This window comes from Elongatibacter sediminis (assembly GCF_037892215.1).
In the GTDB taxonomy this organism is placed as follows: domain Bacteria; phylum Pseudomonadota; class Gammaproteobacteria; order Xanthomonadales; family SZUA-36; genus Elongatibacter; species Elongatibacter sediminis.
In genome coordinates this window covers 73,270-98,491 of the sequence record NZ_JAZHOG010000009.1, presented here as the reverse complement: position 1 = coordinate 98,491, position 25,222 = coordinate 73,270, and the positions used below count along the sequence as shown (strand labels likewise).

General features: G+C 64.6%; 17 protein-coding genes. 10 read left to right on the top strand and 7 right to left on the bottom strand.

Annotated features, from left to right (window positions below):
* Positions 1–20 precede the first annotated feature (20 nt).
* The 3 genes from V3330_RS13740 to V3330_RS13730 are packed head-to-tail and all read left to right on the top strand — an operon-like array spanning position 21 to position 4,485.
* The gene (locus V3330_RS13740; RefSeq protein WP_354696008.1) at positions 21–1,823 is read left to right on the top strand and encodes a pyrroloquinoline quinone-dependent dehydrogenase; all 1,803 of its coding nucleotides are present in this window, start codon (positions 21–23) and stop codon (positions 1,821–1,823) included.
* Positions 1,820–2,284, top strand: coding sequence for a c-type cytochrome (locus V3330_RS13735; protein ID WP_354696007.1), 465 nt, complete (start codon positions 1,820–1,822; stop codon positions 2,282–2,284). The genes V3330_RS13740 and V3330_RS13735 overlap by 4 nt, the downstream gene beginning before the upstream one ends.
* A gap of 50 nt (positions 2,285–2,334) precedes the next feature.
* Positions 2,335–4,485 (top strand): outer membrane protein assembly factor BamB family protein, encoded by a 2,151-nt coding sequence (locus tag V3330_RS13730; RefSeq protein WP_354696006.1) that lies wholly within the window; start codon positions 2,335–2,337, stop codon positions 4,483–4,485.
* Between the two features lie 75 nt (positions 4,486–4,560).
* Here the strand turns inward: V3330_RS13730 and V3330_RS13725 are convergent, their stop codons facing one another.
* The 5 genes from V3330_RS13725 to V3330_RS13705 form a co-directional block, all read right to left on the bottom strand.
* Complete coding sequence (locus V3330_RS13725) at positions 4,561–5,316, bottom strand: HpcH/HpaI aldolase family protein (protein ID WP_354696005.1); 756 nt, start codon at positions 5,314–5,316, stop codon at positions 4,561–4,563.
* 199 nt (positions 5,317–5,515) lie between these two features.
* Entirely contained in the window at positions 5,516–8,329 is a 2,814-nt protein-coding gene (locus V3330_RS13720; RefSeq protein WP_354696004.1) for an InlB B-repeat-containing protein, read from the bottom strand.
* Between the two features lie 45 nt (positions 8,330–8,374).
* Positions 8,375–9,364 carry a hypothetical protein gene (locus V3330_RS13715; protein WP_354696003.1) on the bottom strand — a complete coding sequence of 330 codons (990 nt, stop codon included), beginning with the start codon at positions 9,362–9,364 and terminating at the stop codon, positions 8,375–8,377.
* 160 nt (positions 9,365–9,524) lie between these two features.
* Positions 9,525–11,960, bottom strand: a complete 2,436-nt coding sequence (locus tag V3330_RS13710; RefSeq protein ID WP_354696002.1) for a protein kinase domain-containing protein — start codon at positions 11,958–11,960, stop codon at positions 9,525–9,527.
* Positions 11,957–12,496 carry an ECF-type sigma factor gene (locus V3330_RS13705; protein WP_354696001.1) on the bottom strand — a complete coding sequence of 180 codons (540 nt, stop codon included), beginning with the start codon at positions 12,494–12,496 and terminating at the stop codon, positions 11,957–11,959. Before V3330_RS13705 ends, V3330_RS13710 begins: the two co-directional genes overlap by 4 nt.
* 322 nt (positions 12,497–12,818) lie before the next feature.
* Between V3330_RS13705 and V3330_RS13700 the strand changes: the two genes are divergently transcribed.
* Together V3330_RS13700 and V3330_RS13695 are read left to right on the top strand one after the other, a co-directional pair.
* Positions 12,819–15,029 (top strand): TonB-dependent receptor, encoded by a 2,211-nt coding sequence (locus V3330_RS13700; RefSeq protein WP_354696000.1) that lies wholly within the window; start codon positions 12,819–12,821, stop codon positions 15,027–15,029.
* Positions 15,030–15,031: 2 nt separating this feature from the next.
* Positions 15,032–16,564, top strand: coding sequence for an amidohydrolase family protein (locus V3330_RS13695; RefSeq protein ID WP_354695999.1), 1,533 nt, complete (start codon positions 15,032–15,034; stop codon positions 16,562–16,564).
* Positions 16,565–16,615: 51 nt separating this feature from the next.
* On the opposite strand, the gene V3330_RS13690 is transcribed toward V3330_RS13695, so the two are convergent.
* Positions 16,616–17,095, bottom strand: coding sequence for an Lrp/AsnC family transcriptional regulator (locus tag V3330_RS13690; RefSeq protein ID WP_354695998.1), 480 nt, complete (start codon positions 17,093–17,095; stop codon positions 16,616–16,618).
* A 117-nt stretch (positions 17,096–17,212) separates the two neighbouring features.
* Here V3330_RS13690 and V3330_RS13685 point away from each other — a divergent pair, with 117 nt between their 5' ends.
* From V3330_RS13685 to thrC, 5 genes are all read left to right on the top strand, one after another.
* Positions 17,213–17,566 (top strand): hypothetical protein, encoded by a 354-nt coding sequence (locus V3330_RS13685; protein WP_354695997.1) that lies wholly within the window; start codon positions 17,213–17,215, stop codon positions 17,564–17,566.
* A gap of 195 nt (positions 17,567–17,761) precedes the next feature.
* Positions 17,762–19,444 (top strand): asparagine synthase B, encoded by a 1,683-nt coding sequence (gene asnB / locus V3330_RS13680; protein WP_354695996.1) that lies wholly within the window; start codon positions 17,762–17,764, stop codon positions 19,442–19,444.
* Positions 19,441–21,909 (top strand): bifunctional aspartate kinase/homoserine dehydrogenase I, encoded by a 2,469-nt coding sequence (gene thrA / locus V3330_RS13675; protein ID WP_354695995.1) that lies wholly within the window; start codon positions 19,441–19,443, stop codon positions 21,907–21,909. Before asnB ends, thrA begins: the two co-directional genes overlap by 4 nt.
* Positions 21,906–22,889, top strand: coding sequence for a homoserine kinase (gene thrB, locus V3330_RS13670; protein ID WP_354695994.1), 984 nt, complete (start codon positions 21,906–21,908; stop codon positions 22,887–22,889). The genes thrA and thrB overlap by 4 nt, the downstream gene beginning before the upstream one ends.
* A gap of 13 nt (positions 22,890–22,902) precedes the next feature.
* Entirely contained in the window at positions 22,903–24,189 is a 1,287-nt protein-coding gene (thrC, locus tag V3330_RS13665) for a threonine synthase (RefSeq protein ID WP_354695993.1), read from the top strand.
* Between the two features lie 92 nt (positions 24,190–24,281).
* Here the strand turns inward: thrC and V3330_RS13660 are convergent, their stop codons facing one another.
* Complete coding sequence (locus V3330_RS13660; protein ID WP_354695992.1) at positions 24,282–24,773, bottom strand: DUF456 domain-containing protein; 492 nt, start codon at positions 24,771–24,773, stop codon at positions 24,282–24,284.
* Positions 24,774–25,222 lie beyond the last annotated feature (449 nt).

The following is a 25,222-nucleotide window of genomic DNA, read 5'->3' as shown; positions in this document are numbered from 1 at the left end:
GCCCGGGCCAGGGGTCCAAAATGAAACGAGGATCGGCCATGCGGCAGCGTGTAACGAAGTTGGGCCTGACGGCTTGTTTGTTCGTCAGCGGATCGGTATTTGCTGCCGGGACCACGGTGACGGATTTTGTGCCCGTCGATGATGCCACCTTGCAGAACCCCGCCGCAGACGACTGGCTGATGTGGCGGCGTACGCTCAATAGCTGGGGGTACAGCCCGCTGGAGCAGGTGGATCGGGACAACGTGCGTCAACTCACCCTGGCCTGGTCGCGGGGTCTGGCCGAACCGCAGGGCGCCGGGGTCGACGAAGGCACGCCATTGGCCTACGGCGGGGTGCTCTACGTGCCCAGCCGGGGCGATGTCATCCAGGCGCTCGACGCCACCACCGGCGACCTGATCTGGAACTACCGGCGCAGTCTGCCTGACGACATCGAGGAATACCTGTTCGCTTCGGCGACCAATCGCAACATCGCCATCTGGCAGGATCTCATCATCAGCACCAGCGCGGATGAGTACCTGTTCGCGCTGGACGCGCGCAGCGGCGAGATGGTGTGGGAAACCCGGATCAACGACTACCACACCCACCCGGCCCTGCAGACCTCCGGCCCCATCATCGCCAACGGCAAAGTCATTTCCACCCGCGGTTGCGAGCCCAAGGGCGGACCCGACGCCTGCGTCATTACCGCGCACGATGCGCGAACGGGCAAGGAACTGTGGCGCACCAGCACCATCGAGCCATTCCAGGGCGAGGACGATACCTGGGGCGGCATGCCCTGGGAGGATCGCTGGCACGTCGGCGCCTGGCTGGTGCCGAGCTTCGATCCCGAACTGAATCGGATTTTCGTCGGCACCTCGGTGACCTCGCCGGCCCCCAAATTCATGATGACGGGCAACGAGAACGAGTACCTGTATCACAACTCGACCCTGGCGCTGGATGCGGAGACCGGCGAAATCGCCTGGCATTTCCAGCACCTGGTCGACCACTGGGATTTGGACCACACGTTCGAACGGCTGTTGCTGGACACGGTTGTTGCACCCGATCCTGACGCGGTGCGCTGGATCAACCCGGATCTCGAGCCGGGAGAGAAGCGCCGGGTCGTCACCGGCATTCCCGGCAAGACCGGCATCGTTTACACGCTCGACCGGGTCACCGGCGAATTCCTGTGGGCGACCGAAAGCGTCCATCAGAACGTCGTGGCCGATATCGATACCCGCAGCGGCAGGGCCACGGTGAATCCGGAGAAACTGTTCACCGGTCCCGGCCAGACCCTGATGGTGTGCCCGTCCACGGGCGGTGGCAAGAACTGGCAGGCGGGTGCCTACAGCCCGCAAACCAATACGATGTACTTTCCGTTGCAGAACACCTGCATGCAGGCGACGTCCATCGGTGAGAAACCCGATCTCGGCTCGTTGTACTCGATGCGGCTGCGCACCATTATGGCACCGGATGTCACCGACCTCGGAACGGTACAGGCATTTTCGGCCGCCACCGGCGAGCGTGTGTGGCGGCACGACCAGCGTGCGGCGATGATGTCACTGGTCGCCACCGGGGGCGGACTGGTGTTCGGCGGTGATACCCGCGGCCGTTTTCACGCCTTTGACGACACCACGGGCGCGACGCTGTGGGAGGTGCCGCTGGGCGCGATGATCACCGGTTACCCGATCACCTACGCGGTCGACGGCCGGCAGTACATCGCCGTCAGCACCGGCGAAGCCGTGGTTACGGGCAGTTACATGACCCTGACCCCGGAAATTCAACCGAGCAAGACCCGCAGCCTGTATGTCTTCGCGCTGCCCGCGCCGGCCGGGAGCGGCGGGGAATGAAGCGAGACGTTGCCGGCCGCTGGGTCGCGGCGCTGGCGTTGGGGTTCGCCGCGGTGACCAGCGCGGCGTCCGAACCGGGAACGGCCGTGTTCGGGCCGACCACCTGGGACGGCCTGTATTCGCCCGCCCAGGCCGACCGGGGTCAGACCCTGATGGAACAGCACTGCGTGCAGTGTCACGCCGCCAACCTGGGCGGAACCCAGGCGGCGCCGGCGATCGCCGGTGTGGAAATGCTCTACGTCTGGGACGGGCGTAGCCTGGCTGAACTGCTCGATTATTTGCGCGAGTCGATGCCGCCCGGCCAGACCGGCACCATTACGCCGGACGGCTACGCCGACATCATCGCTGCCCTGTTGCGGGCAAATGGCTTTCCGGCCGGTGAAGGCAGCGAACTGCCTGGCGATCCGGGCCGGCTCGAACAAACCATCATCCGGCGCCAGGATCCCCGGACCGAATCCTGAGGGACCGTCGCCACCGGCCCGTGCGTGACGCGGGTGCCGAGGAGGACATCATGGACCAAACGGAAATCGGATCTGTGGCACGCGCGCCATTGACCCGCGTGGTACTCGCCGCGCTACTGACGGTATCGGGAGCGGACCTGTTCGCTCAGCAGACAGCACCCAGTTTCACCACCGAGCAGGCCGTTCGCGGGGCGTCGGTGTACGGCGAGCAGTGTGCCAGCTGTCATGGCGAGAACCTGAGCGACGGTGCCTACGGTCCGCCCCTGAAGGGCCCGGGTTTTCTGCAGCGCTGGGGCGGCAAGCCGCTGGACGAACTGTTCATTCTGATGGCCAGCACCATGCCCACGGCGGCTCCACGCTCACTTACTGACCAGGCCTATGCCGATCTGCTGGCTCACATCCTGTTGAATAACGGCGTCGCTCCGGGCCCGGACGAAGTTCGTCCTGACCCGGTGCCCCTGGCGAAAGCCGTTCTGCCCACGACGGGTCCGACACCGTCCGGCGGCATCGCCGGCGGCGTGGCGCTGCCGCCGCCACCCGATGTGCCGGCCAATCCGCTGGACCGGATCACGCCGGTAACCGCCGACATGCTCGCCAACCCGCCTGACGGCGACTGGCTGACCTGGCGCCGGTCGAGCGCCGGCACCGGTTACAGCCCGCTGGACCAGATTACGCGCGAAAACGTCGACGACCTCCGCGTGGTCTGGAGCTGGGCGCTGCCCGAAGGTCCGGCCCATGTCGCGCCGCTGGTGCACGACGGAGTGATTTTCGCCCACGGCTGGGGCGACATCGTGCAGGCGCTGGACGCCGGATCCGGAGACCTGTTGTGGCAGTACACCCGCTGGTTGCCGGACAGCCTCGATTCCTTCGCTTACGGCAAGCGCAGTATCGCGCTGTACGGCGAGCACGTGATCCTGGCGACCTCGGACGCCCATGTGGTGGCGCTGTCGATGAAAACCGGTGAAGTCGTCTGGGATCAGGCCATCGGTGGTCTGCAGAAAGGCCATCGCGTCACCGGTGGTCCGCTGGTGGCCGAGGACCGGGTCATGATCGGCACGTCCGGCCAGGTGCCGGGCGGTAATTTCATCGTCGGCCTCGATGCGGCGACGGGTGCCGAGGTGTGGCGCTTCCGGACCATCGCGCAACCCGGCACGCCGGGCGGCGACACCTGGGTGGATCTGCCGGCCGCCGAGCGTACCGGCGCCTCGTCGTGGGTGCCGGGCAGTTACGATGCCGCGACCGGGCTGGCCTATTTCGGCACGGCGCAGACTTACAACACCGGACCGTTGCTCGCCGCCGGACTGGATGCCGGCGCGGCGAACGCCGGCCTGTACACGGATTCCACCCTTGCCATCGACCCGGCAACGGGGGAGTTGGCCTGGCATTTTCAGCACCTGCCCAATGACCAGTGGGATCTCGACTGGGTGTTCGAGCGCATTCTGTTCTCGCGCACCGTCAACGGCATTGAAACTCCGGTCATGGTCAGCGCCGGCAAGTCCGGCATCCATGACCTGCTGAACGCCGAGACCGGCGGCTACATCGCCTCCGTTGATCCGGGCATGCAGGACTTCATCCAGTCCATCGATCCCGAATCGGGCCGGCGCACCATCGACCCCGCCCGCCTGCCGCGCGCCGATCGCACCGTGTCGGTGTGTCCGCACGCCGACGGCACCAAGAACTGGATGCCAAGCGCGTGGAACCCGCAGACCCGGATGCTGTACGTGCCGCTGATGGAAATCTGCATGGACATGGTGCCGGTGGTCGAAGGCGAGCAGGCCAATCTGTCATCCGGCGTGCGCTGGACCGGCCGGCCGCGCCCCGATGCCGACGGCCGCTACGGACGCCTGCAGGCCATCAACCTCGATACCGGTGAACTGACCTGGGCGCACCGTCAGCGCGCGCCGCGCACCAGCGGCATCCTGACCACGGCCGGCAGGTTGGTCTTCGGTGGTGATCTGCAGCGCTACCTCACCGCCTTCGATGCCGACAGCGGCGAGGAACTCTGGCGCTTCCGGCTCAACGACGTGCCGGTGGCGCCGCCCGTCAGCTTCGAGATGAACGGCCGGCAGTACCTGGCCGTCACCGTCGGCCGCGGCGTGATCGCCACGGCTCGCGGTTCCCTGGTGCCGGAAATCCGTTTGCCGATGGCGCCGGCGGCCACCCTGTGGATCTTCGCATTGCCGGAATCGGGAGAACACTGACCCCCCGGCCCGGCCGTGTGGCCCGGTCAATCGCCGTCGATCGACGAAGCTCCGCCGGGGCCTGCCCGCACGGGACTAATCGGCGACGGCCGCATCCGGCAGCGTGAAGCCGTTCGCGACGACACCAATGTCGTTGGCCGGTACCACGGCCGCGAAGCCCTGCCCGCTTCGGGCCCGCGCGTCTTCGGCCGACATGCAGAAAATGCCGCAGGGCACGCCGGCGAAGCGGCACGCGTCCTGCACCGCAAGGCAGGCGTTGGCGTGGCGATCGTCCACCTGGGGAAAAGAGTCCAGCGACAGGGCCAGGTCGCCCGGGCCGATGAACACGAAATCAACCTCCGGGACCGACGCGATGGCCGCCGCGTTCTCCACCCCGAGGGCCGATTCGATCATCAGCCCGACGACCGGCTTCGCTGCCACGCACTCGACCAGGCCTTCGGCCAGCGCCCGGACACTACCGGCGGACCGGTGCCCACCCGCGGGAAAGCGCGCAGCCGCCACGGCCGCCTCGGCCTCGGCCCGGGTTTCGACATAGGGGACGATCACGCCAGCGGCGCCGCTGTCCAGCGCTTCGCAGATGGCGAGATCGGTATTGGCCGCGGCCCGCATCAGCACCGGCACCTCGCGGATGGCGCTGACCGCCAGGTAGGCAGACATGCGGTCCCACAGCCCGTGCTGCAGGTCGATGACCGCGGCCGCGTGCCCCGTGCGCGCGCCGATTTCCACCAGGGGAATCGACCCCAGCGAAAACCAGGCCAGGGTCAGGCTGCCTTCGCGCAGATGGTCTCGCACGGTGGCGATGTGTTCGCTCAAGGGGTTCGCATTCGACATGGAGAGGTTCTGGCCTTGTTGGGAAAATCAGGCAGCGGACCGCTGCATCGCGGTCCACGTATTGGGCTGCATCATAACGCAGCATCATCGTTTGCGTGCGCAATGCCGTAGCCGCGAAAGTGGCGGTCGCTGCCCCTGCTTTGGCCTGAATCGAAGCTCGCCATACGAAGCCGTCGAGGGCCAGTCTGGCCCGGTCGGGTCATTCGAATCCGTTGGCGAAGACCTCACCGGTGTTTCCTTCGCCGTCAAAGATCACCGTGACATTGCGGGGTCCATCCATGGTCAAGGAGCAGGAGGCGGGGTTCGTGCCGGTGCAATCGCCCTCGAATCGAACAAAACCGGATGCGGCATCGGCGGAAACGTCCACGCGGGCGCCATTGCCGTGCTCGTAATCGAGCGAACAGGTCGTGGGGCAGTCCAGGCTTACGCCTTCATCCGGCCCAAAACCGGTATTGGAGTTGAAGGCCCGGCCGGTACCCGTGCCCGCCAGGCTCACGGTCAGGGCGTGGCGCTCGGAGAACCAGGCGATGACACTCTTGTTGGCATCCATCACCACCGTGCACGTGGTGCCTGAAGAATCGGGACAGTTTTGCCAGTAGGACAGCCCCGATCCGGCATCCCCGGCAGCCTCGAGTACGATCTCGGTTCCGGGCAGGACGTAGAGTTCGCAGACCTGGCCGGTGGTGCAGGACAGGCCCGCGGGATCGCTGGTTACCGTGCCGAAGGCCGCCGGACCGGCGTTGATCTGATTCTGCACAGTGATCTTTACCTTGTGCTCGAACAGCGCCGTCACGGATTTGGCAGTATCCATCGTAACCACGCAGGTTCCCGTGCCGGTGCAGCCACCCCCGCTCCAGCCGGCGAAGTAATAGCGTTCCGGGTCCGTTACGAAAGCGGTCAACGTGATTTCGCCATTCACGGCCCAGGTTTCCGAGCAGTCCGAAGGGCAGTCGATGCCGACGGGTGTGCTGACGATTTGCCCGAATACGCTCGCTCCGCCCTGGCGATCGACCGTCAGCTGAACGCCGGGCTCGAACAGAGCCGTCACGGTTTTCGCTTGGTCCAGCGTCACCAGGCAGTCACCGATGCCGGTGCAATTGCCGCCGCTCCAGCCGGCGAACGCAGCGGACGGATCCGTGCTGCGGGCTGCGAGTAGCACCTGCGTTCCGCCGATATAGGTTTCGGCGCAGTCATTGGGGCAGTGAATGCCCTCGGGCTGGGATGTGACCAGCCCGGCCGCCGCCTCGCTGCCCTGGCGCTGCACCGTGAGGGTGAACGCCTCGGGTTCGAACACTGCGGTGACATCATGCGGACCCTCGAGGTTCACCTGACAGCTCGGGTTGGCTCCGCTGCAGTCGCCCTCCCACTCACGGAACTGACGGCCCGCATCGGCGGTGGCGGTCAGGGTGATCACGGTGCCCTCCGTCCACGACTCGCTGCAGTCCGCGCCGCACTGAATACCCGTCGGCGTACTGGTCACCTGACCGCCACCGGTGGTGTGCACCTGCAGTTCATGGCTGCCTTCGCAGGCGTCGCCCTCGCCATCGTCATCCGTATCGGTCTGGTCGGCGTTGGCGACGGTCGGGCAGTTGTCGCAGAATGCGGCCAGGCCATCCCCGTCGTCGTCTCCGCCATCGCCGGTGGGGCCGCAGTCGAGCTCGAAGGCGCCAGCGTCACACATCGCCGTCAGGTCCCCGTCGCCATCGAGCGGGCGGCCGAGCTGGCGTTGATCGTCGGTCTCGCAGGTGCCGTTATCGCCGAGTTCCACGGCCGGGTGGCGGCGGCCAGGTATTTTGAGAAAGTGATAGCCGCCCCAGCCGTTGGGCTCGAAGAGCGAGGTCAGAGCGACATCCTGACGCAGGGCCGCCGGGCCGTTGACGATGACCGGGGAGCAGTCCGGGTCGTCCCCGATCACGTTGGGTCCGATCGTCTCCAGTAACGAGGTCGTATCGCATTCGTCCTGGGAGGGCCAGTCGAGCCGGTCGTTGCCGCTGAGGATGCTGTTGCGCATGCGCACGTAGGCCAGACCCGCGAGATGGATGCCGCCGCCCGAGCCCCCGTTTCCGTCGGCGGCCGAGACATTGTCGGTGATCGTGCTGTTATTGATCGTGGTCGCTCCGGACGTCGTCAGCGACAGACCGCCGCCGGCTTCGTCGGATCGATTTTTCTGGATGCTGCTGTTGGCGATCAGCAGACTGCCCCCGGAGGTGTGGATGCCGCCGCCGTTCACCGAAGCATGGTTGTTGCTGATCAGGGTGCGGAGCAGGTAAACCGAGGCCGCGTCCCCCTCGATGAGCAGCCCGGCGCCGGAACCGTCCACCGCATTGGCCCGCACCTCCGAATCGACGAGGTCCAGGCTGCCGCGAACCTCGATCGCACGGGTTTCACCCCCGGCGAAATAGCAACGCAGGCACGTCACATCCCCGCCGGCTTCCACCCGAAGCCCCACCTCGTCGGTATCGTTTCCCACCCGGAAGATCGAATCTTCGATCAGCACACTGGAGGGTGCCGTCGCGTCTTCGATGGCGGGCAGGCCGCCGAACTGCAGATCAAACGTCAGGTCGCGGAAGGTCACGCTGGCGGCGTCGGAAGTCACGAACGTCGCGGCCGTATGCGGGACGTTGTTGGGATGCATCGGGATGATGACCGGGCGCCCCGCCCCGGTTCCGACGATCTCGACGTCGCCCAGCACATACAGGCTCGGGAAAACCAGGTGGGTGCCATCGTGGTTTGGCGGGACATCGTAGGGGATTTCCACCCGGTGGGGTCCGGTATCGCCCTGATTCACGAGCTGCTCAATTTCCCGAACGGCGGCGTTAAGCGTGCATTGCTCGCCGGGGGTGCTCAGGTCGTAGTCGCACCGGCCGTCACCGGGAACGGCGTCGAAGAAGAATTCTCCGTAGTTGACCACGAACGTATCGGCTGGCACGGAACCGCAGACGGTGATCGCGAACAGTCCGGCAAGCAGACGCAGCCAGGTGGGCGGGAAAAGACGGGATTCGGATTTTTCCATGATGCTCACAGTCATCGGACGGGTTGGGCAGAATTCATTGGGGGATCAGCGTCGCTGGAGATAGAAGCGGTCCTGCGCGCCTTCCAGGTACGTCATCGGGTCCGCGGATTCGCGATCCTGCCGGCCGGTGAACGGGATCCCGCCGTCGGCGGTGTAGCCGTAGGTGCCGTAGACGTCCCCGTTGAGCTTCACGGTCACGGTGTAGTCGCCCGGCGCCAGGATCTCGCTGGCGGCGGTGAAGCCGCCGTCGTCGGGTTGACGGAATGCCAGTTCCTGGGCCACCCACCAGGGCTTGCCCTGCAGGGTCGCGTGGGTCGCCGCGCCCGGGGAGATGCCGTGCTGGGCGATCAGCTCACCGTCGCGGTGGATTTCCACGGTGACGTGCAGCTCGGACCAGGAGCCGGGCTTGGCGTCCCGGTCGCGGACGAAGAGGTTGAACGTCGGCGCCTGTGCCAGGTTGCCGTTGGGCACGTAGATGTATGCCCAGTCGTTCCAGGGGCCTTCCAGATACGTGTTTGGCTGGTCATAGGCGCTGGCCGCGGCGCCGGTGGCAACCTCGAAGGGCAGCTTCCAGAATGGCGTGCCGTCGACCAGCCAGGTCAGGGTGTAGTCGCCCGGGTTCAGCGGCGGCGGATCGTAATTGTCGACGGCCGAAGCGGTCCAGTACGGGAACCGATCCTGGCGCGCCTCCCAGAACACGGTGCGAACCACCGCACCGCTGGCGTCGCTCAGTTGCGAGACCAGGTGTGCGCCGGTATTCGGGTTGTAGGCGGCGATGTGTTGCGGATCCTGGAAGTCGGGCAGAAAGGTCATGCGCACCCGCTCGAAAAAGCGCAGCTGGCCTTTCTCCCAGAACACCTGGTCCGACATGGACTTCAGGATGTCGCTGTACATGACGGATGGAAATGGCTTCGCCGGATCGATGGTGACGGCGTGGGCGCTCTCGATGGAGGGATCGGCTTTGACCGAAATCGCATTCAGGGTCAGTGTCAGAGTGGCAAATACCGCGGTCAGCCAGGAATGTTCGTGGCGCATGTCAGTCTCCTGTCGGCAGGTCCAGTGGGTGTATGTTCATTCCTTCTAACTCGCAGGGGGAGGAAAAACTGACAGATCGGCAAGCCGCGCCGGCTGGAAACGGCGTGCCCGTCATGCGTCCGGGGCCGGCGCACCGGCGGCGGGCGGTGAGAGAGTCGGCTCAGTCGAGCCCGTGTTCGCTCAGAAGCGCCGTGAACTCCGCGTCATTGAGCCCGGCGGCGCGCACGGCATCGACCAGGGGCCGGGCTTCGTCGTAGCGGCCCAGCAGAATGAGGGGTACGGCCAGGGAGTGCAGGTAGTACTTGTTGTCCGGCTCGCCGCGCTGAATGGGTCGCATCAGGTTGACGGCTTCGTTCAGCAGTTCGCGGGCCTGAGGTTCTTGCCCTTTGCGGATCAGGATGTGGGCCGTCCGCGTGAGGTCGATGGCGTAGTCGTTGGCCGAGGAATAGCCGGCGGGATCGGCTTGCGCGATGTCCCCCGAGAGTTCGAGACTTCGCTGATAGAAACCGAGCGCGGCTTCCAGGTCGCCCTGCTGTTCAGCAGCCTCGCCGGCGGTGGTGTAGGAATAGGCCAGCTCGCGCTGATACTTGCGGTTTTCCGGGGTCAGAATCTGCAGTCGCTCGCCGGTGGCGATGGCCTCAGTGATGGCTTCGTCCGCGGACCGGGTCCGGCCCGTGCGCAGCATTAAGAAGGCCTGTTGATTGAGTAGAATCCGGTAGTTGTCCAGGTACTCGATGTCTTCGTGATCGAACTCGAGCGTGAGCCGGGCGAGACTCAGCGCATCGCCTATGGCGGCCAGTGCGTCCGCTTCGGCGCCGTAGTCAAAAGCATGCCAGGCGCGGGCCTGCCAGGCTTGTGACAGATTCAAGGTCCAGGCGGGAATCCGCAGGCCGTCCTGGTCGGGTGCCGAGCGGCGTTGGGCCGTGGCCATCGCCGCGGCGATGTGCGCGTCCGCTTCGTCCGGCCGGCCATACTCCATGTAATGCCAACCGAGCTGGATATGCGCTTCCCAGAGCAGGTCTTCGTCTTCATCGGGGAACTCGGTGATCAGGCGGTCGGCCAGCTCCAGGGCCCGCAGCAGGCTGCTCTCGGTCCGCTCCCCCTGCCCTTCGGTGGCCAGGGTCCGGCCCATGGCGGTATGCACCGTGGCGGCCTGCCGCAGATACGGCCGACGGTGGCCCGCGGACTGCTCGATCTGGCGCAGGTGCAGCAGGGCCTGATCGAAGGCGGCTAGCGCCTGATCCGAGACTTCCAGTGCGTCGAAGACCTTGCCGGCGTTCGTATACGCGATGGCCGTCTGCAGCCAGGCCGCCGCGTCGTAGGTGCGCTGGTCCTGTGCGCCCAAGTGGGCGAGGCTGCGTTCGGCCACCAGTTGCAGGACGTCTACTCGCCCGATCTGCACCAGCCGTTCGAACAGGTCGTTGGAAATGAAGTTCAGCAGGGCATCGCCGGCCGTCTTTTCCGCCAGCGTACGCTGCTGCAGTTCGTGAATGTCGCGGGTGTATTTCCCGGTAAACGCCGCGGCCGATGCCAGCACCAGCAGGGCCGTGGCGAAGATCAGCGGGTGACGCCGAACGCTCTTGGCCGCGACGTGCAGCGGCCGATTGCGGTTGGCGATCAGCGGATAGTCGTGCCGCCAGTTGTTGAGGTCGGTCCGCAAGGTGTCCATGGACGGGTAGCGGTCGCCGGGCCGCTCGCGGGTGCAGGTGGTGATCACGTCGATCAGGTCGGCTGGCACGCCCTGCTTGCGCAACAGCGTCTGGCGCTTGTTAGCTTCGAGCAGGCCGATGTTGTCGCACCTGCCGCGGGTCAGCACCTGCGCCAGCATCATGCCCATCGACCAGATATCGGCCCGCTGGTCGACGGGCCTGCCGGCGAGTTGCTCCGGGGCCGCGAAGCCGGGCGTGCCGAACGGCGGACGTTTGGTCCCGGGTTTCAGGCTGGCGGACCGCAGCGCGATACCGAAGTCGATAACCACCGGAAAGGCCGTGCCGTTGATCTGTTTGATCAGGACGTTCGTGGGCTTGAGATCCATGTGGACCACGCCGCGCCGGTGCACGTGATCAAGGGCGTCGCACAGGTCCAGGAACAGCGGTACGACGTCTCGCGGGCCCAGGTGTCCTTCAGAGCACCAGGCGTCCAGGTGCCGCCCGTCGATGTGATCCAGCACCAGCCACGGTTGGTCGTTCTCGGTCAGGCCGCCATCCAGGATCTGCACGATGCCGGGGTGATTGAGGTCGGCCAGCAACTGCATCTCTTCCAGGAACTGCCGGCGCAACAGTTCCTGGCCGTAGCGGTCGGCGATGAACTTGATGACCACGGTCCGGTGGTAGACGCCGTCCGATCGCTCCGCCAGGTAGATTTCACTCTGCCCGCCCGTTTCCAGGCGCTCCCGGATGCGGTAGCGCGACAACTCGGGCGCTTCGTCCTCACCCCCGAGAGCCACCTGCAGGAGCTCCGCCGCGGAGTGGCCCACCGAATCCGGCACGACCGCGGGGTCGACCCCCTGATCGAGCAGGTAGCGTTCGATGTTGTCCGGTTCCGCGCGGTCGAACTCCGCGCTGATGCGCTTCCAGTCCGGCCGTCGATCACTCACTTTTCGAGGGCCACCGCGAGCATCGTCCGGGCTTTTTTCCAGTCCCGCAGCGCGGTGCGTTCGGACATCTTCAGGACGGCCGCGATGGCGTCGAACGGCATCTCGCCGAAAAAGCGGTAAGTGAACACCTGCTCCAGTCGGGGTGAAAACTCCCGTAGGCTGGCGAGGTGCCGCTCGAGTTCCAGCAGATAGTCCGATTGCTGGTACACCGGGTGGCGGTCCAGCGCCTGGTCATCGTCGACGTAGGTGATCAGCTTGTTGCGCCGCGCCTGGGTAAACAGGATGTGGCGCATGGCCAGCGCGCAGTATGCGAAGAAATGATTGCGGTCGGCGAAGGCGCCGTTCTTGCCGCGCGACTTGATCCAGGCCTCGTTGACCAGGGCCGTGGTATTGAGTTGTCCGTTGCGGATCTTCACCCGCTGAATGCGCGCGATTTTCTTCAGACGCTGATAGATCGCCTCCATGTCGGCGGCCTCGTCGCGCGTCAGGTCGTCCGGCGACCGATTCAGCAGCCGGGTGATATGTTCCGGATTCATGCCCATGGAAACGAGACGGTCCCTCCCGCCGGGTTCACCTCAGTCAGGGACGGTTGGAAACGCCACATCCCCCCGGCCTTTACGTTATCACGATCGGATTTTGATTTTGGCGGGCGTAACCCGTAAGGGCCGGAGTTGGCGAACTTCGGACTCACGCGTCCGGTCAACACCGGCGCGGTTTGTCCGTAGGCATGGAGTCATCAACGTCGGGTCTGAAACGATTACCGCAAGGTGGATCACACGTACAATAGGGAATTCCGGACGGTATTGATCGATCGTAATCGCAATGCGTCCGACTCCGCGCCATGAAGGAAGATTCAAAATGTACAAGAAACCGATTGATCTACACGCCATTCTCATCTCGAGTGCAACCCTGTTTCTCGCGGCCAGCACGATCGCCGTACAAGCACAGGAACCTGGAAATAACGATGAATCCACGGTGCTCGAAGAGATCGTCGTCACGGCATCCAAACGCGGTGCGACATCGGCCCAGGATCTTTCGCTCAGCATCACGGCCTTCGATGCCAACAAACTGGAACGTCTCAACGCGGTGGATTTCGACGAATTCATTGTCCAGGTGCCGGGCACCAACTTCATCAACGATGGAGGGCCTGGCCGCGGCAACGAGGTCGCTTCGATTCGAGGCTTGTCCACCGTGGCGGACAATACCGTGGGTGTGGTGGCGCAGTATCTCGATGGTGCTCCCCACTTCGGTAACAGCTACCGCCTGTTCGATATTTCAGAGGTCTCGGTGCTGCGCGGACCTCAGGGAACGCTTTGGGGATCACAAGCCATCGGCGGCTTGATTTCCTATCGATCCAACCGGCCGGACCCTTCCGCGTTCGAAGCGATGGCGCAAGCGGACCTTTACTCCAGCAAGAATGATGACGGGCTGAGCTACCGGGCGTCCGGAATGCTCAATCTTCCGTTGGTGACCGACACCTTCGCGCTGCGGTTCGCGGGCCATCATATCGACGAGACCGGGTATATCGAGAACATCAGAACCGGTACGTCCGGCATCAACAATGTCGAGGAATCGGCCTGGCGTATTTCCGGACTGCTGCATGTCAATGATCGGGTTTCCATTACCGCGATTTATCACGGCAATGACCTCGAGGCCGATGCACCCACCTACATCGATCTCGCGCTGGACGGCCGGCAAGTCGATCAGCCCTCGGATTTCGGGCGGGCGTTTCAGAAATACGATCTGTTCAATTTTATTGTGGATGTGGACCTCGACTGGGCCACGCTGAACTACACCGGATCACGCTACAGCAACGACGGGTCATGGCGTGACTACAATGATTCCGCGGGTTTCCTGGAACGAATCGATACGGTGGTGGATGAAAAAGCCACGACCCATGAATTGAGACTGGCCTCGTCCGGCAGCGGCAGGCTCCAGTGGCTCGTCGGGGTGTACTCGGACGACTACGATGACTTCAATCAGAGCACCAGTTTCGTGGCGGCCGAGGTGGGCGACCCCAACGCCGTGGAATCGCTGCGCCAGGGCGGGCTGCGCACCTTCGAGGAAACGGCCGTTTTCGGCGAAATGACGATCGCCCTGTCCGATCGCTGGAGTGTTCTGCTGGGTGGCCGCTGGTTCGATTGGGAACTCGACAACCAGGAGGTTTTTCTCATCGGCGGCTCGGATTTCGGGTTCGTGACCAATGGCGTGGCCGGTGACGACGACTTTTTCTACAAGCTGCAGGTGGACTATGCAGTCAACGATGACGTACTGGTCTATGCGACCCGCTCCGAAGGGTTCCGGTTCGGCGGCTTCAATACGTTTGTCGGTGAAGAGTTGTTCGGCATCTCCGAGCAGTTCTTCGAGTTCGGGCCCGATACCCTGGTGAACTACGAGTTGGGCGCCAAGTCCCGGCTCGCTGACAATCGCGTTACGCTCAACGGCGCGGTTTACTACCTCGATTGGCAGGAGATGCAGGCGGTGGTTCAGTCGAACATGGCCGGCGCCTTCGGGCAGGGGTTCTTCACGACGAATGCGCCCGATCTCGAAGCCTATGGGCTGGAACTGGAGTTGGTGACCCAGGATTTCTTCGCGCCGGGTCTTTACGCCGCTGCCAGTTTTGCCTGGACCGACAACGAATTCCAGGATGATGCGCAATTGTTTCCGGGCACCCGGGTAACGATACGGGAAGGCGATTCGCTGCGGCGTACGCCGAAATACACCTGGTCGCTGGACCTGGGTTATGAGTTCCAGTTGTCCAACGGGCTGGATGCATTCGTCCGTGCCAACTACTGGCACAAGGATTCGACGTCGACGTTTGGATTCGATGGAAATGACGGTAACGTCGATGTGCCCGCGCAGGACGTGGTCAATTTTTCCACCGGTGTGCGCTGGGATGAATTCGAAGTCAAACTCTATGTGGACAATCTGACGGATGAAATCCCGTTGCTCAACGTATTCTCGGGCAATGCCGCGGGGTTGCCCGGAGCCGACGAGGCGGTGCGTGCCAATTCCATTCGGTCCCGCACCTACGGGGTCCAGATGACGGCGTGGTTCGGAGGTTTGTGACGATGAAGTCGACGGGCGCGGGCAGCGGCATGCGGCAAGCCCTGGGCTGGCTGGTTTTGATCGGCCTGCTGCTCGGCCCGGGGAACCTGGCGGCGGCCCAGAAATGGGCCCTGGTTGGCGCGACGGCGATTACCGCCGCCGAGCCCGCCGTGATCGAGGATTCCGTCGTATTGATCGACAACGGGCGCATCGAGGCCGTTGGCCAGCGCTCCGAAGTGTCGTTCGACGAGCACTACGAGCAGGTCGATGTTCGGGGCAAGTGGCTGACGCCGGGATTGATCGACTCCAATGTTCACCTGATTCTGCTGACGGTGCCGGAATTCTTCATCAAGTACGAAGACCGGCTGGTGGACATCGCCATTCAGAGCGCGCAGGTGGGCTTGAAGTACGGCCTGACCACGATGCCGGATACCTGGGGGCCGGTCGACGCCCTGCTCGAGGCACGCGACCGGATCAACTCGGGTGAGGTCATCGGCAGCCGGGTTCTGGTGGCCGGGAACATCATTGGTTCGGGCGGACCATTCAGCGCTTCCTTCATGGGGGGTTGGGACGCCCGGGGCTACTCTCTTCGCTACGGCGGTTGGGTCCATCCGGCGATCCGCAACCGGATCGATGCCCTGTGGGAGGCGGACGTCGGGCCGGCAATGCTGGCGATGACCCCCGGGGAGGCGGCAGACACCCTGCGCCGTTACATCGCCAAAGGCGTCGATTTCGTGAAAATCGGTGTCAGCGGACATGGCCTGGGTTCCGTTGAGCCTCTGGTGTTCTCGCCGGCAGTGCTTCAGGCCATGGCCGAGGTCGTGCACGAGGCTGGCATTCCGCTGACCACGCATACGTTTACCGTCGAGAGCCTGCGCCTGGCATTGGACATGGATCCCGATTTGCTGGTCCATCCCAATGTCATGAGTCCTTCGTGGAACCATGCATCCGAAAGGCAGCAGCAGGCGATACGCGAATTGGTCCGGACGATCGTCGAGCGCGACATTCCGGCGGCTTTGATGAGTGTTCCGGAACGCAACAAGTTGCGAATCTACGATGAGTGGGATGTGACCCGGCATCCTGACCGGCCCTACCTCAATGCGGTCATGATGGAGCGTAAACCCTGGATGGCAGGCAAGGATTACGACACCGAGGCAGCCGGGCTCAAGGTCTGGCTCGACGCCGGTGTTCGATACACCCTGGCCACGGACCAGGGACCCGATTCCGCTGATGTCGGCCCGGTTGTCTGGGGCCGGCTGGGCCGCATGCATTTCGACCGCATGGTCGGACTTCAGGACGCGGGTGAACCACCCCTGCGCATTATCCAGGCCGCGACCCGCAACGGCGCGGAAGCGTACGGACTGGGTGATGAAGTGGGGTCATTACGCGCCGGTCTGCGCGCCGATATCCTGGTGCTCGACCGTGACCCGCTGGCCGATATCTCGAACATGCGAAGGATTGCCGAAGTCATCAAGGACGGCGTGCTGATCGACCGCGAGGCGCTGCCCGAAGTCGAAGTGCTGAAGTACGACCCCGAGGCCGATTGGCCGCAGTAAGGTGCCCTGAGCCGGCACTTCGTTGCGCAGACCGTCTCCCGGCCGTCCGGTTCAGAGCGGCAACACGCTCGTCTGCTTGATTTCCGACAGGGCCATGGACGACGTGACTTCCTGCACGCCCGGCAATTGCGACAGTTTTTCGAAGAAAAAGCGCTCGTAGGCCTCGATATCCGGTGTCACGATGCGCAGCAGAAAGTCGGTGCTGCCCATCATCACGTAGGCTTCCAGCACTTCCGGGAAGTTCTGGATGGTGTCGGCGAATTCGGCCAGGTTGGCGCGGCCGTGTGAGCTGAGCTTCACCTGGGCGAAGATCATCGCATTGAAACCGGCCTTGCGGCGGTCGAGGGTCACGACCTGGGGCGGGATCAGGCCGGATTCGCGCATCTGCTGGATGCGGCGCCACACGGTGGCCTGCGAGGCGCCGATCCGTTCGCCGATGGCGGCGGCGCTGATGTCGGCGTCCGACTGCAGCAAGCGCAGGATGCGGCGGTCCGTCCGGTCGAGCGCAACATCATCGGTGTTTTTAGTCACATTTTTGACCATTTGTGAAATTCTTATTCACAAATACCCGATATTGCCAGGTAATTGCAACACAAAAACCGCTTTGACTGCCCTACCATGAGCGCAACACTTCATAGGTGATAACTCATGGCTTCGGGATTACCCAACCTGACCGGGCAACAGGATGTTTACGATGCGGGTGTGGCGCTGGATCGCGTGGCGTCCCCCTGCGCGGCGGATAGCGAGGTCGAGCTGACCGTGTTGCTCGAACGGCTTCCGGGCGCCCTGTTGCGCGTCTTTGGCGTGCTCTGCACCTTCGAACTGGTGCCGGAGCGCTCACTCTCACAGTGCGCCGGGCCCGACGCCATCCGCGTCGTGTTCCATTTTCGTGATCTGCCCGGCCACCGTCTGGATTTACTGGTGCGCAAACTGCGACAGCTCACCGAGTGTTTCGAGGCCCGTGTCGCCGCGCCAGACCTGGCGGTCGCGCTGCCCGCCTGAAAAAGGCTCCGGCGCGTCCCCCGGACTGCAATCGAAGGCGCTCGGCTCTTGGCTCTCCCGTCTCCAGCGCTTACTATTGAGGGTTCGGGCGAACGGCGCGCAGGGCGCGTGCGAGCCCTGGAGTGAGAGCGGGGCGTCAACAATAACCACAGCCCCTTTTGGATAACCTGGAATTCGTTAGCGAGGACGCTCCCCATGTGCTCGATTTTTGGCGTGCTGGACGTGCGCCAGGACGGTGTTACCGTCCGCAAAATGGCTTTGCAGCAGTCGCGCCTGCTGCGCCACCGTGGCCCCGACTGGAGCGGAATATACACGGCGCCCAACGCGGTGCTGGCTCATGAGCGTCTGGCCATCGTCGACGTCAATACCGGCGCGCAGCCAATTCTCAGCGAATCGGGCCGGCAGGCTTTGGCGGTCAACGGCGAGATTTACAACCACCAGGAAATCCGCGCCGAATTCGATGCTGACTATGCGTTTCGCACCGAGTCCGATTGCGAGGTCATTCTGCCGCTGTACCTGAAGCACGGTCCGGATTTTCTCGACCGGCTGCGCGGCATGTTCGCTTTCTGCCTGTACGACGAAAATGCCGACCGCTGGATGATGGCGCGCGACCCCATCGGCATCATGCCGCTGTATTACGGTCACGACGAGCACGGCCAGTTGATGGTGGCCTCCGAGATGAAAGCGCTGATCGGCGTGTGCACCCAGGTCCACGAGTTTCCGCCGGGGCATTCCTGGGTCAGCGGTCAGGCCGCGCCCGAGCGCTGGTACCGGCGTGACTGGGAAGACTTCAGCGCCGTGGCCGAGGTGGAAACCGACCGCGCCGCCCTGCGCGCAGCACTCGAGGATTCGGTCAAGAGCCACTTGATGACCGACGTGCCCTACGGGGTGCTGCTGTCCGGCGGCCTGGATTCCTCGATTACCGCGGCCCTGGCGGCCAAACACGCCACGATGCGGGTCGAGGACCAGGAACGCAGCCCGGCCTGGTGGCCGCGCCTGCATTCCTTCGCCATCGGACTCGAAGGTTCACCCGATCTCGTGGCCGCGCAGAAAGCGGCCGACCACATCGGCACCGTGCACCACGGCTTCACCTTCACCCTGCAGGAAGGTCTGGATGCACTGGACGAAGTGATCTATCACCTGGAAACCTACGATGTGACGACCATCCGGGCAGCCACCCCGATGTATCTGATGGCGCGCAAGATCCACGCCATGGGCATCAAAATGGTGTTGTCGGGCGAGGGTGCGGACGAAATTTTCGGCGGCTACCTGTATTTCCACAAGGCCCCGGACCCGCAGGCGTTTCACGAGGAAACCGTGCGCAAGATGTCCCGCCTGCACAGTTACGACTGCCTGCGCGCCAACAAGGCCATGGCGGCCTGGGGCGTGGAAGCGCGCGTGCCGTTCCTCGATACCCGCTTCATCGACGTGGCCATGCGCCTGAATCCGCGGGACAAGATGGCCGGCAACGGCCGCATCGAAAAGCACATTCTGCGCGAGGCGTTCAGCGACATGCTGCCCGAGGAAATCGCCTGGCGGCAGAAGGAACAGTTTTCCGACGGTGTCGGCTATGGCTGGATCGACGCGGTCAAGGACCACGCCGCCGAACAGGTCAGCGACGCCGACATGGTGCGCGCCGGGGGACGTTTTCCGTTCAACACCCCGCAGTCCAAGGAAGCGTATTACTTCCGCTCGATTTTCGAGAAGCATTTTCCGCTCGCCTCCGCGGCCCAGACCGTACCCGGTGGCCCGACGGTGGCCTGCAGCACGCCCGAAGCCGTGCTGTGGGATGCTTCGCTGCAGGAAATGAACGACCCGTCCGGGCGGGCCATGCGCTCGGTGCACGAACACGGCTACGACGGGGGAGAATCGGCATGAAGAACGCACTGATGGTGCAGAAGTTCGGTGGCACCTCGCTGGCCGACTATGCCGGCTTCAAGGCCAGTGCTGCCGTGATCACCGGGCATTCCGGCGATGGCCAGGTGGCGGTGGTGCTGTCTGCCGTCAAGGGCGTGACCGACCTGCTGGAATCCGCCATCGACCAGGCGGTCGCCGGCGAGGACGGGCGCACCGATCTCGACGAGGCCCTGGCCCGTGAGAAGGCCATCATCGAAGCCATGGCAGCGGACGGCATCGAAACGCCGCTGGCCAGCGCCTTTCTGTCCGATCAGGCCGGTCAACTCGGTCAGCGCATCGAGGGCGTACGGCTGCTCGGCCAGTGCCCGGACAAGGTGCGTGCGACCCTGCTGGCCACCGGCGAGGGCTTCAGCAGCCGCCTGATGGTGGACCTGCTCCGGCACGAAGGCGTGGCCGCCGAATGGTCCGACGCCGACGTGCTGCCGCTGGCCAACGAAGACTGGCTCGATTCGCTGGTCGACATCGAGGCCGCCCGCCCGCGCCTGGCTGAGCGCCTGGGCGCGGAAGTCAAGGTGCTGGTGCTGCCGGGATTCTACGGCCGCAACGCCGACGGCGACATCCAGTTGCTGGGGCGCAACGGCACCGATTATTCGGCGGCGGCGATCGCCGCTGCGGCCGGCGCCGGGCGCTGCCAGATCTGGAAGGACGTGGACGGATTCTTCACCGCCGATCCGCGCATCGTGTCCAGCGCCCGCTGCCTCGACGAGGTCAGCTACGAAGAGGCCATGGAACTGAGTTATTTCGGCGCCAAGGTGATTTCGGCCAAGGCCCTGACGCCGCTGGCGGCCAACGACATCGTCTGCGAGATCCGCAACACCTACGACCCCGGACAGCCCGGCACGCGGATTCATCGCGCGGCACAACGCGCCCACGTGGTTCGGGGCATCTCGCACCTGGAGAACATCGCGTCCATCACGCTGCAGGGCGGCGGTCTGCGCGGACGGGTCGGGATCGCGCGCCGGGTCATGGATGCGCTGGCCAGCCGTTCGATTTCAATCCTGCTGATCGTGCAGTCGTCGTCGGAGTATTCAATTACGCTGTGCGTGCGCCAGAAAGATGCCGACAAGGCGCGCAAGGCGCTGGAAGAGGAATTCCATTTCGAGCGCCTGCACCAGTTGATCGGTGAAATCCTCGTGCAGGGCAAGCGGGCCGTCATTTCGCTGGTGGGCGAAGGCATGAAACATTACCGCGGCATCGCGGCTCGCTTCCTCACCGCGATATCCTCGGCCGGCGTCAACGTGGAAGTCATCGCCCAGGGTTCGACCGAGTGCGCCATCGCGGTGGTGGTGGACGGAGAGGATGCCCAGTCCGCCACCCGCGCCTGTCACACGGCCTTCTTCAGCCACACCACCCACATCGACCTGATTCTGCTGGGTTGTGGCAATGTCGGTGGCGAACTGCTGCGCCAGGTACAGCGCCAGGCGCCCAGCCTGATGGAACAGGATGTGGAGTTGCGGGTCAGGGCCATCGCCAACAGCCGCAAGCTGCTGGTTGCCGACGACGTTATCGACCTGGAAGGCTGGGAGCGGCAGCTGGATGAGCACGGCGTTGCCTGGGTCATTGACGACGTGATCGGCATCCGCGAGCGGTTGGGATTATTGAATCCGACCATCGTCGACTGCACCACCGACGAAGGCTTGTCGGACTTGTACGCGCGTTTCCTCGAGTCGGGTTTCAACGTCGTTACCGCCAACAAAAAAGCCAACACCGCCTCGCTGGCCTATTACCGCGAGATGCGCCAGGCCGCCACGCGTAATTTCCGGCGCTTCCTGTACGAGACCAACGTGGGTGCCGGACTGCCGGTCATCGACACCATGCAGGCCCTGATCCGCTCCGGCGACGAGATGATTTCATTCGAGGGCATCCTGTCGGGTTCGCTGTCGATGATTTTCGGCCTGGTCGAGGACGGCCTGGCCATGTCCGAGGCGGTGGAAAAAGCCATGGAGCTGGGCTACACCGAGCCCGATCCGCGGGATGACCTGTCCGGCATGGACGTTGCCCGCAAACTGCTGATCATTGCCCGCGAAGTCGGCCTGGAACTGGAACTCGAGGACGTCGAAGTGGAACCGGCGGTACCGTTGGACAAGATCGCCGGCGTTGGCGCCGACGAACTGATCGGCGCGCTGCGCGAACTGGATTCGGCCTCCACGGCGCAGGCCGAAGCCGCGACCGCCGAGGGCAAGGTGTTGCGTTACGTGGGCACGATCCGCGACGGTCAATGCCGCGTCGCCATCGAGGCGGTGCCGAAAGATGCCCCACTGGGCGCCATCCGTGATGGTGAGAACGCCCTGGTACTGCATACCGAGTACTACCAGCCCATTCCGATGGTACTGCGGGGTTACGGCGCCGGAGCCGCGGTCACGGCCGCCGGCGTGTTCGGCGACCTGTTGCGAACGGTCTGGCGGCCGCTGGATCAACACTCATGAACGCGTCGGCTGAGAGCCCCGAAATGCGGACCACGCCGCTGAAGGTTTTCGCGCCGGCGTCGATCGGCAACGTTTCCGTCGGATTCGACGCGCTGGGGCTGGCGCTGGCCCCGTTGGACGGCACCCTGCTCGGCGACGTGGTCGAACTGCGCCCGGGAACGGGCTCGGATTGGAACCTGGACGTCACCGGCCCGTTCAGCGACAAGCTGCCGCCGGACCCGGAAGCCAATATCGTCACCGCCTGTTGCCGCCTGTTCGCGGAGACCGCGGCCGAGCGCGGAATCCCGGTTGCCCCGCTGGACCTGACTCTGGACAAGCGCCTGCCCATCGGCAGTGGCCTGGGATCCAGCGCCAGTTCGGTGGTAGCGGCTCTGGAAGGACTCAATCGCTGGTACGGAAATCCCCTGGGTTCGCGTGATCTGTTTCGGCTGATGGCCGAAGCCGAGGGCCGCATCAGCGGAGCCGTCCACCTGGACAACATCGCGCCCTGTCTCTATGGCGGGCTGCGTTTGTGTCCGCCCGGGGGGCAGGCCGAGTACGCCTTGCCGTGGCCGGCCCGGTGGCAGACCGTGGTCTGCTGGCCCGGTACCGAACTGGTGACCCGCGAGGCACGTTCCGTATTGCCCGAATCCCTGCCGCGTGCGACCGCCGTGCAGCACGCCGCTCAGTTCGCCCAGTTCGTCCATGCCCTGTACACCGGCAAGACCGGCCTGGCGGCGGCGTCCATGGTGGATCTGATCGCCGAGCCGAGTCGGCGCCGCCTGCTGGCCGGTTTCGATGATGCGCGGGAGGCGCTGCTGGGCCGCGGCGCGCTGACCGTGGGCATTTCCGGGTCCGGGCCCACCCTGTTCGCCATTGCCGATGATTCCGACGTCGCCGCGGAACTCGCCGCCTGGCTGCGCCGCGAGTACTGCGCGACCGACCGGGGCTTCGCGCATGTCTGCCGGGTCGATCTCGGCGGCGCTCGCAGTATCGACTGATCGGGAAGTCACCATGGAATTGATCAACATCAAGCACCCGTCGGACGCTGTCAGCTTCCGCCAGGCGGTGATGACGGGACTGGGCCGTGACCAGGGACTGTTCTTTCCGCGTTCATTCGATGTGTTGCCGGACGTGGACGGTTTGCTGGAGCTCGATTTCGTCGCGCGCAGCACGGCCGTTCTGCAGCACCTGATCGGGGATGAAATCGAGTCCGCGGTGCTGGAGCGGATGGTGGCCTCGGCGTTCGACTTTCCCATCGAAGTGCGCCGGCTGGACCCTCGGGTCAGCGCGCTGGAACTGTTCCACGGCCCGTCTCTGGCGTTCAAGGATTTCGGTGCCCGTTTCATGGCGCGCTGCCTGGCGGAGTTCAACGATGGCGGCCCGATGACCATACTCACCGCCACGTCGGGTGACACCGGGGCGGCGGTGGCGCATGCCTACCACGGTCAGCCCGGTATCGACGTGGTGGTGCTGTACCCCCGGGGGCGCATCTCGCCGCTGCAGGAAAAACTGTTCTGCACCCTGGGCGGCAATGTTCGCACGGTGGCCGTGGACGCGGACTTCGATACCTGTCAGTCGCTGGTCAAACAGTCTTTTGACGACGAATCCCTGCGCCGTGATCTCGGCCTGAATTCCGCCAACTCCATCAACATCGCGCGGTTGGTGGCCCAGGTCTGCTACTACTTCGAAGCGGCGGCCGCGGTGGAGACACCGGAAGACCTGGTCTACAGCGTGCCCAGCGGTAATTTCGGCAACATCACGGCGGGCCTGATCGCCCGGGCCATCGGTCTGCCCTGCCGCCGCTTCGTGGCCGCGACGAACGCCAATGACACCGTGCCGCGTTTCCTCAGCACCGGGCGCTGGCAACCCGAGCCTACCCGGGCGACCATCACCAACGCGATGGACATTTCCGTGCCGAACAACTTCGCCCGGGTTATCGAACTCGGTGAACGCCACGGTCTGCCGCTCGAGGACTTGCTGTACTCGGTATCGATCAGCGATCGCAAAACGCGTGATGCCATGCACGTGCTGTGGCAGAGCGGCTACCTGGCCGATCCCCACAGCGCACTGGGCTGGCTCGCGCTGCAGGAGTCGTTGGAACACGGTGAGGAAGGCGTATTCCTGTGTACGGCGCACCCGGCCAAGTTCCTGGAAGTGATCGAGGAAACGCTGGAAATCGACGTGCCCCTGCCCCCGGCGCTGGAAGCCGTGCGGCACAAGGAGGTGCTGTCCGTAACCATACCCGGCGACTTCCAGGCCCTGCACGAAGTGCTACGCAACCCGTCATCCCAAGCTTGACCCTCAGTCCGTCATCCCGGGCTTGACCCTCGGCCCGTCATCCCGGGCTTGACCCTCAGTCCGTCATCCCGGGCTTGACCCGGGATCCATACTCAAGGCCCGAACCCGACCTGGATCACGAACCAGCCGATCATCAGGAATGCGATGGCCAGTTTGAACGCGGTCGCGAACACCATGCCCAGCCACGCGCCGACCCCCGCGCGTCCCGAATCCCGCCAGCCGCGACCGCCGCTGACTTCGCCGATCACAGCGCCGGCGAACGGACCCAGAATGATGCCGGGCAGTCCGAAAAACATGCCGACGATCGCACCGATGGTGGCGCCCCAGAACGCCCGAACGCCCGCTCCGGCGTAGCGCGCACCAAAGGCGCCGGCCAGGAAGTCGACCAGCAGGGCGAGCGCCGTCAGGCCGGCGAACAAGCCCAGCGTCCACCATCCGACGGCTTCGTACCCGCCGATCCAGGCACCCAGCAGCAGACCCCCGAACACCATGGGCACCCCCGGCAGCGCCGGCACCACCGTGCCCGCCAGGCCCGCCACCACCAGCAGCACCACCAGCAGCCACCAGAGAATTGTCCAGTCCAATGGTCTCCCCTGCGTATTCCGGATTGATAGTCCGGCCATGATAACCAATTGACCGCGGTGGCCCGGTAAATGCCAGTTAATCGCCGTGGTCAACGTCGCGCGGGCCCGAGTGAGTCCACAGATGCACTGGCGAGGTCGGGCGGGTGGTTATGGATGGCACTGTCACCCCCGCCTGCGAGCCGGGGACCGTTCGCAATGTCTCATCCGGTGACTGGAGGGGATGGAGAGGCCGGGTGGATCCCGGGTCAAGCCCGGGATGACGACACGCGGGGACGGGATGAAGACTCGGGGGGACGTCGGGCTGACGGCACGGTCGGAGGCAGGGAGGGTGGTTATGGGTGGCACTGTCACCCCCGCCTGCGAGCCGGGGTCCGTTCGCAATGTCTCATCCGGTGACTGGAGGGGATGGAGAGGCCGGGTGGATCCCGGGTCAAGCCCGGGATGACGAC

Coding starts and splice junctions, on each gene's coding strand:
- V3330_RS13740 (WP_354696008.1), top strand. CDS start 21: ATGAAACGAGGATCGGCCATGCGGCAGCGTGTAACGAAGTTGGGCCTG.
- V3330_RS13715 (WP_354696003.1), bottom strand. CDS start 9,364: ATGCGCCACGAACATTCCTGGCTGACCGCGGTATTTGCCACTCTGACA.
- V3330_RS13720 (WP_354696004.1), bottom strand. CDS start 8,329: ATGGAAAAATCCGAATCCCGTCTTTTCCCGCCCACCTGGCTGCGTCTG.
- V3330_RS13705 (WP_354696001.1), bottom strand. CDS start 12,496: ATGAATCCGGAACATATCACCCGGCTGCTGAATCGGTCGCCGGACGAC.
- asnB (WP_354695996.1), top strand. CDS start 17,762: ATGTGCTCGATTTTTGGCGTGCTGGACGTGCGCCAGGACGGTGTTACC.
- V3330_RS13700 (WP_354696000.1), top strand. CDS start 12,819: ATGTACAAGAAACCGATTGATCTACACGCCATTCTCATCTCGAGTGCA.
- thrC (WP_354695993.1), top strand. CDS start 22,903: ATGGAATTGATCAACATCAAGCACCCGTCGGACGCTGTCAGCTTCCGC.
- V3330_RS13735 (WP_354696007.1), top strand. CDS start 1,820: ATGAAGCGAGACGTTGCCGGCCGCTGGGTCGCGGCGCTGGCGTTGGGG.
- thrA (WP_354695995.1), top strand. CDS start 19,441: ATGAAGAACGCACTGATGGTGCAGAAGTTCGGTGGCACCTCGCTGGCC.
- thrB (WP_354695994.1), top strand. CDS start 21,906: ATGAACGCGTCGGCTGAGAGCCCCGAAATGCGGACCACGCCGCTGAAG.
- V3330_RS13725 (WP_354696005.1), bottom strand. CDS start 5,316: ATGTCGAATGCGAACCCCTTGAGCGAACACATCGCCACCGTGCGAGAC.
- V3330_RS13730 (WP_354696006.1), top strand. CDS start 2,335: ATGGACCAAACGGAAATCGGATCTGTGGCACGCGCGCCATTGACCCGC.
- V3330_RS13695 (WP_354695999.1), top strand. CDS start 15,032: ATGAAGTCGACGGGCGCGGGCAGCGGCATGCGGCAAGCCCTGGGCTGG.
- V3330_RS13685 (WP_354695997.1), top strand. CDS start 17,213: ATGGCTTCGGGATTACCCAACCTGACCGGGCAACAGGATGTTTACGAT.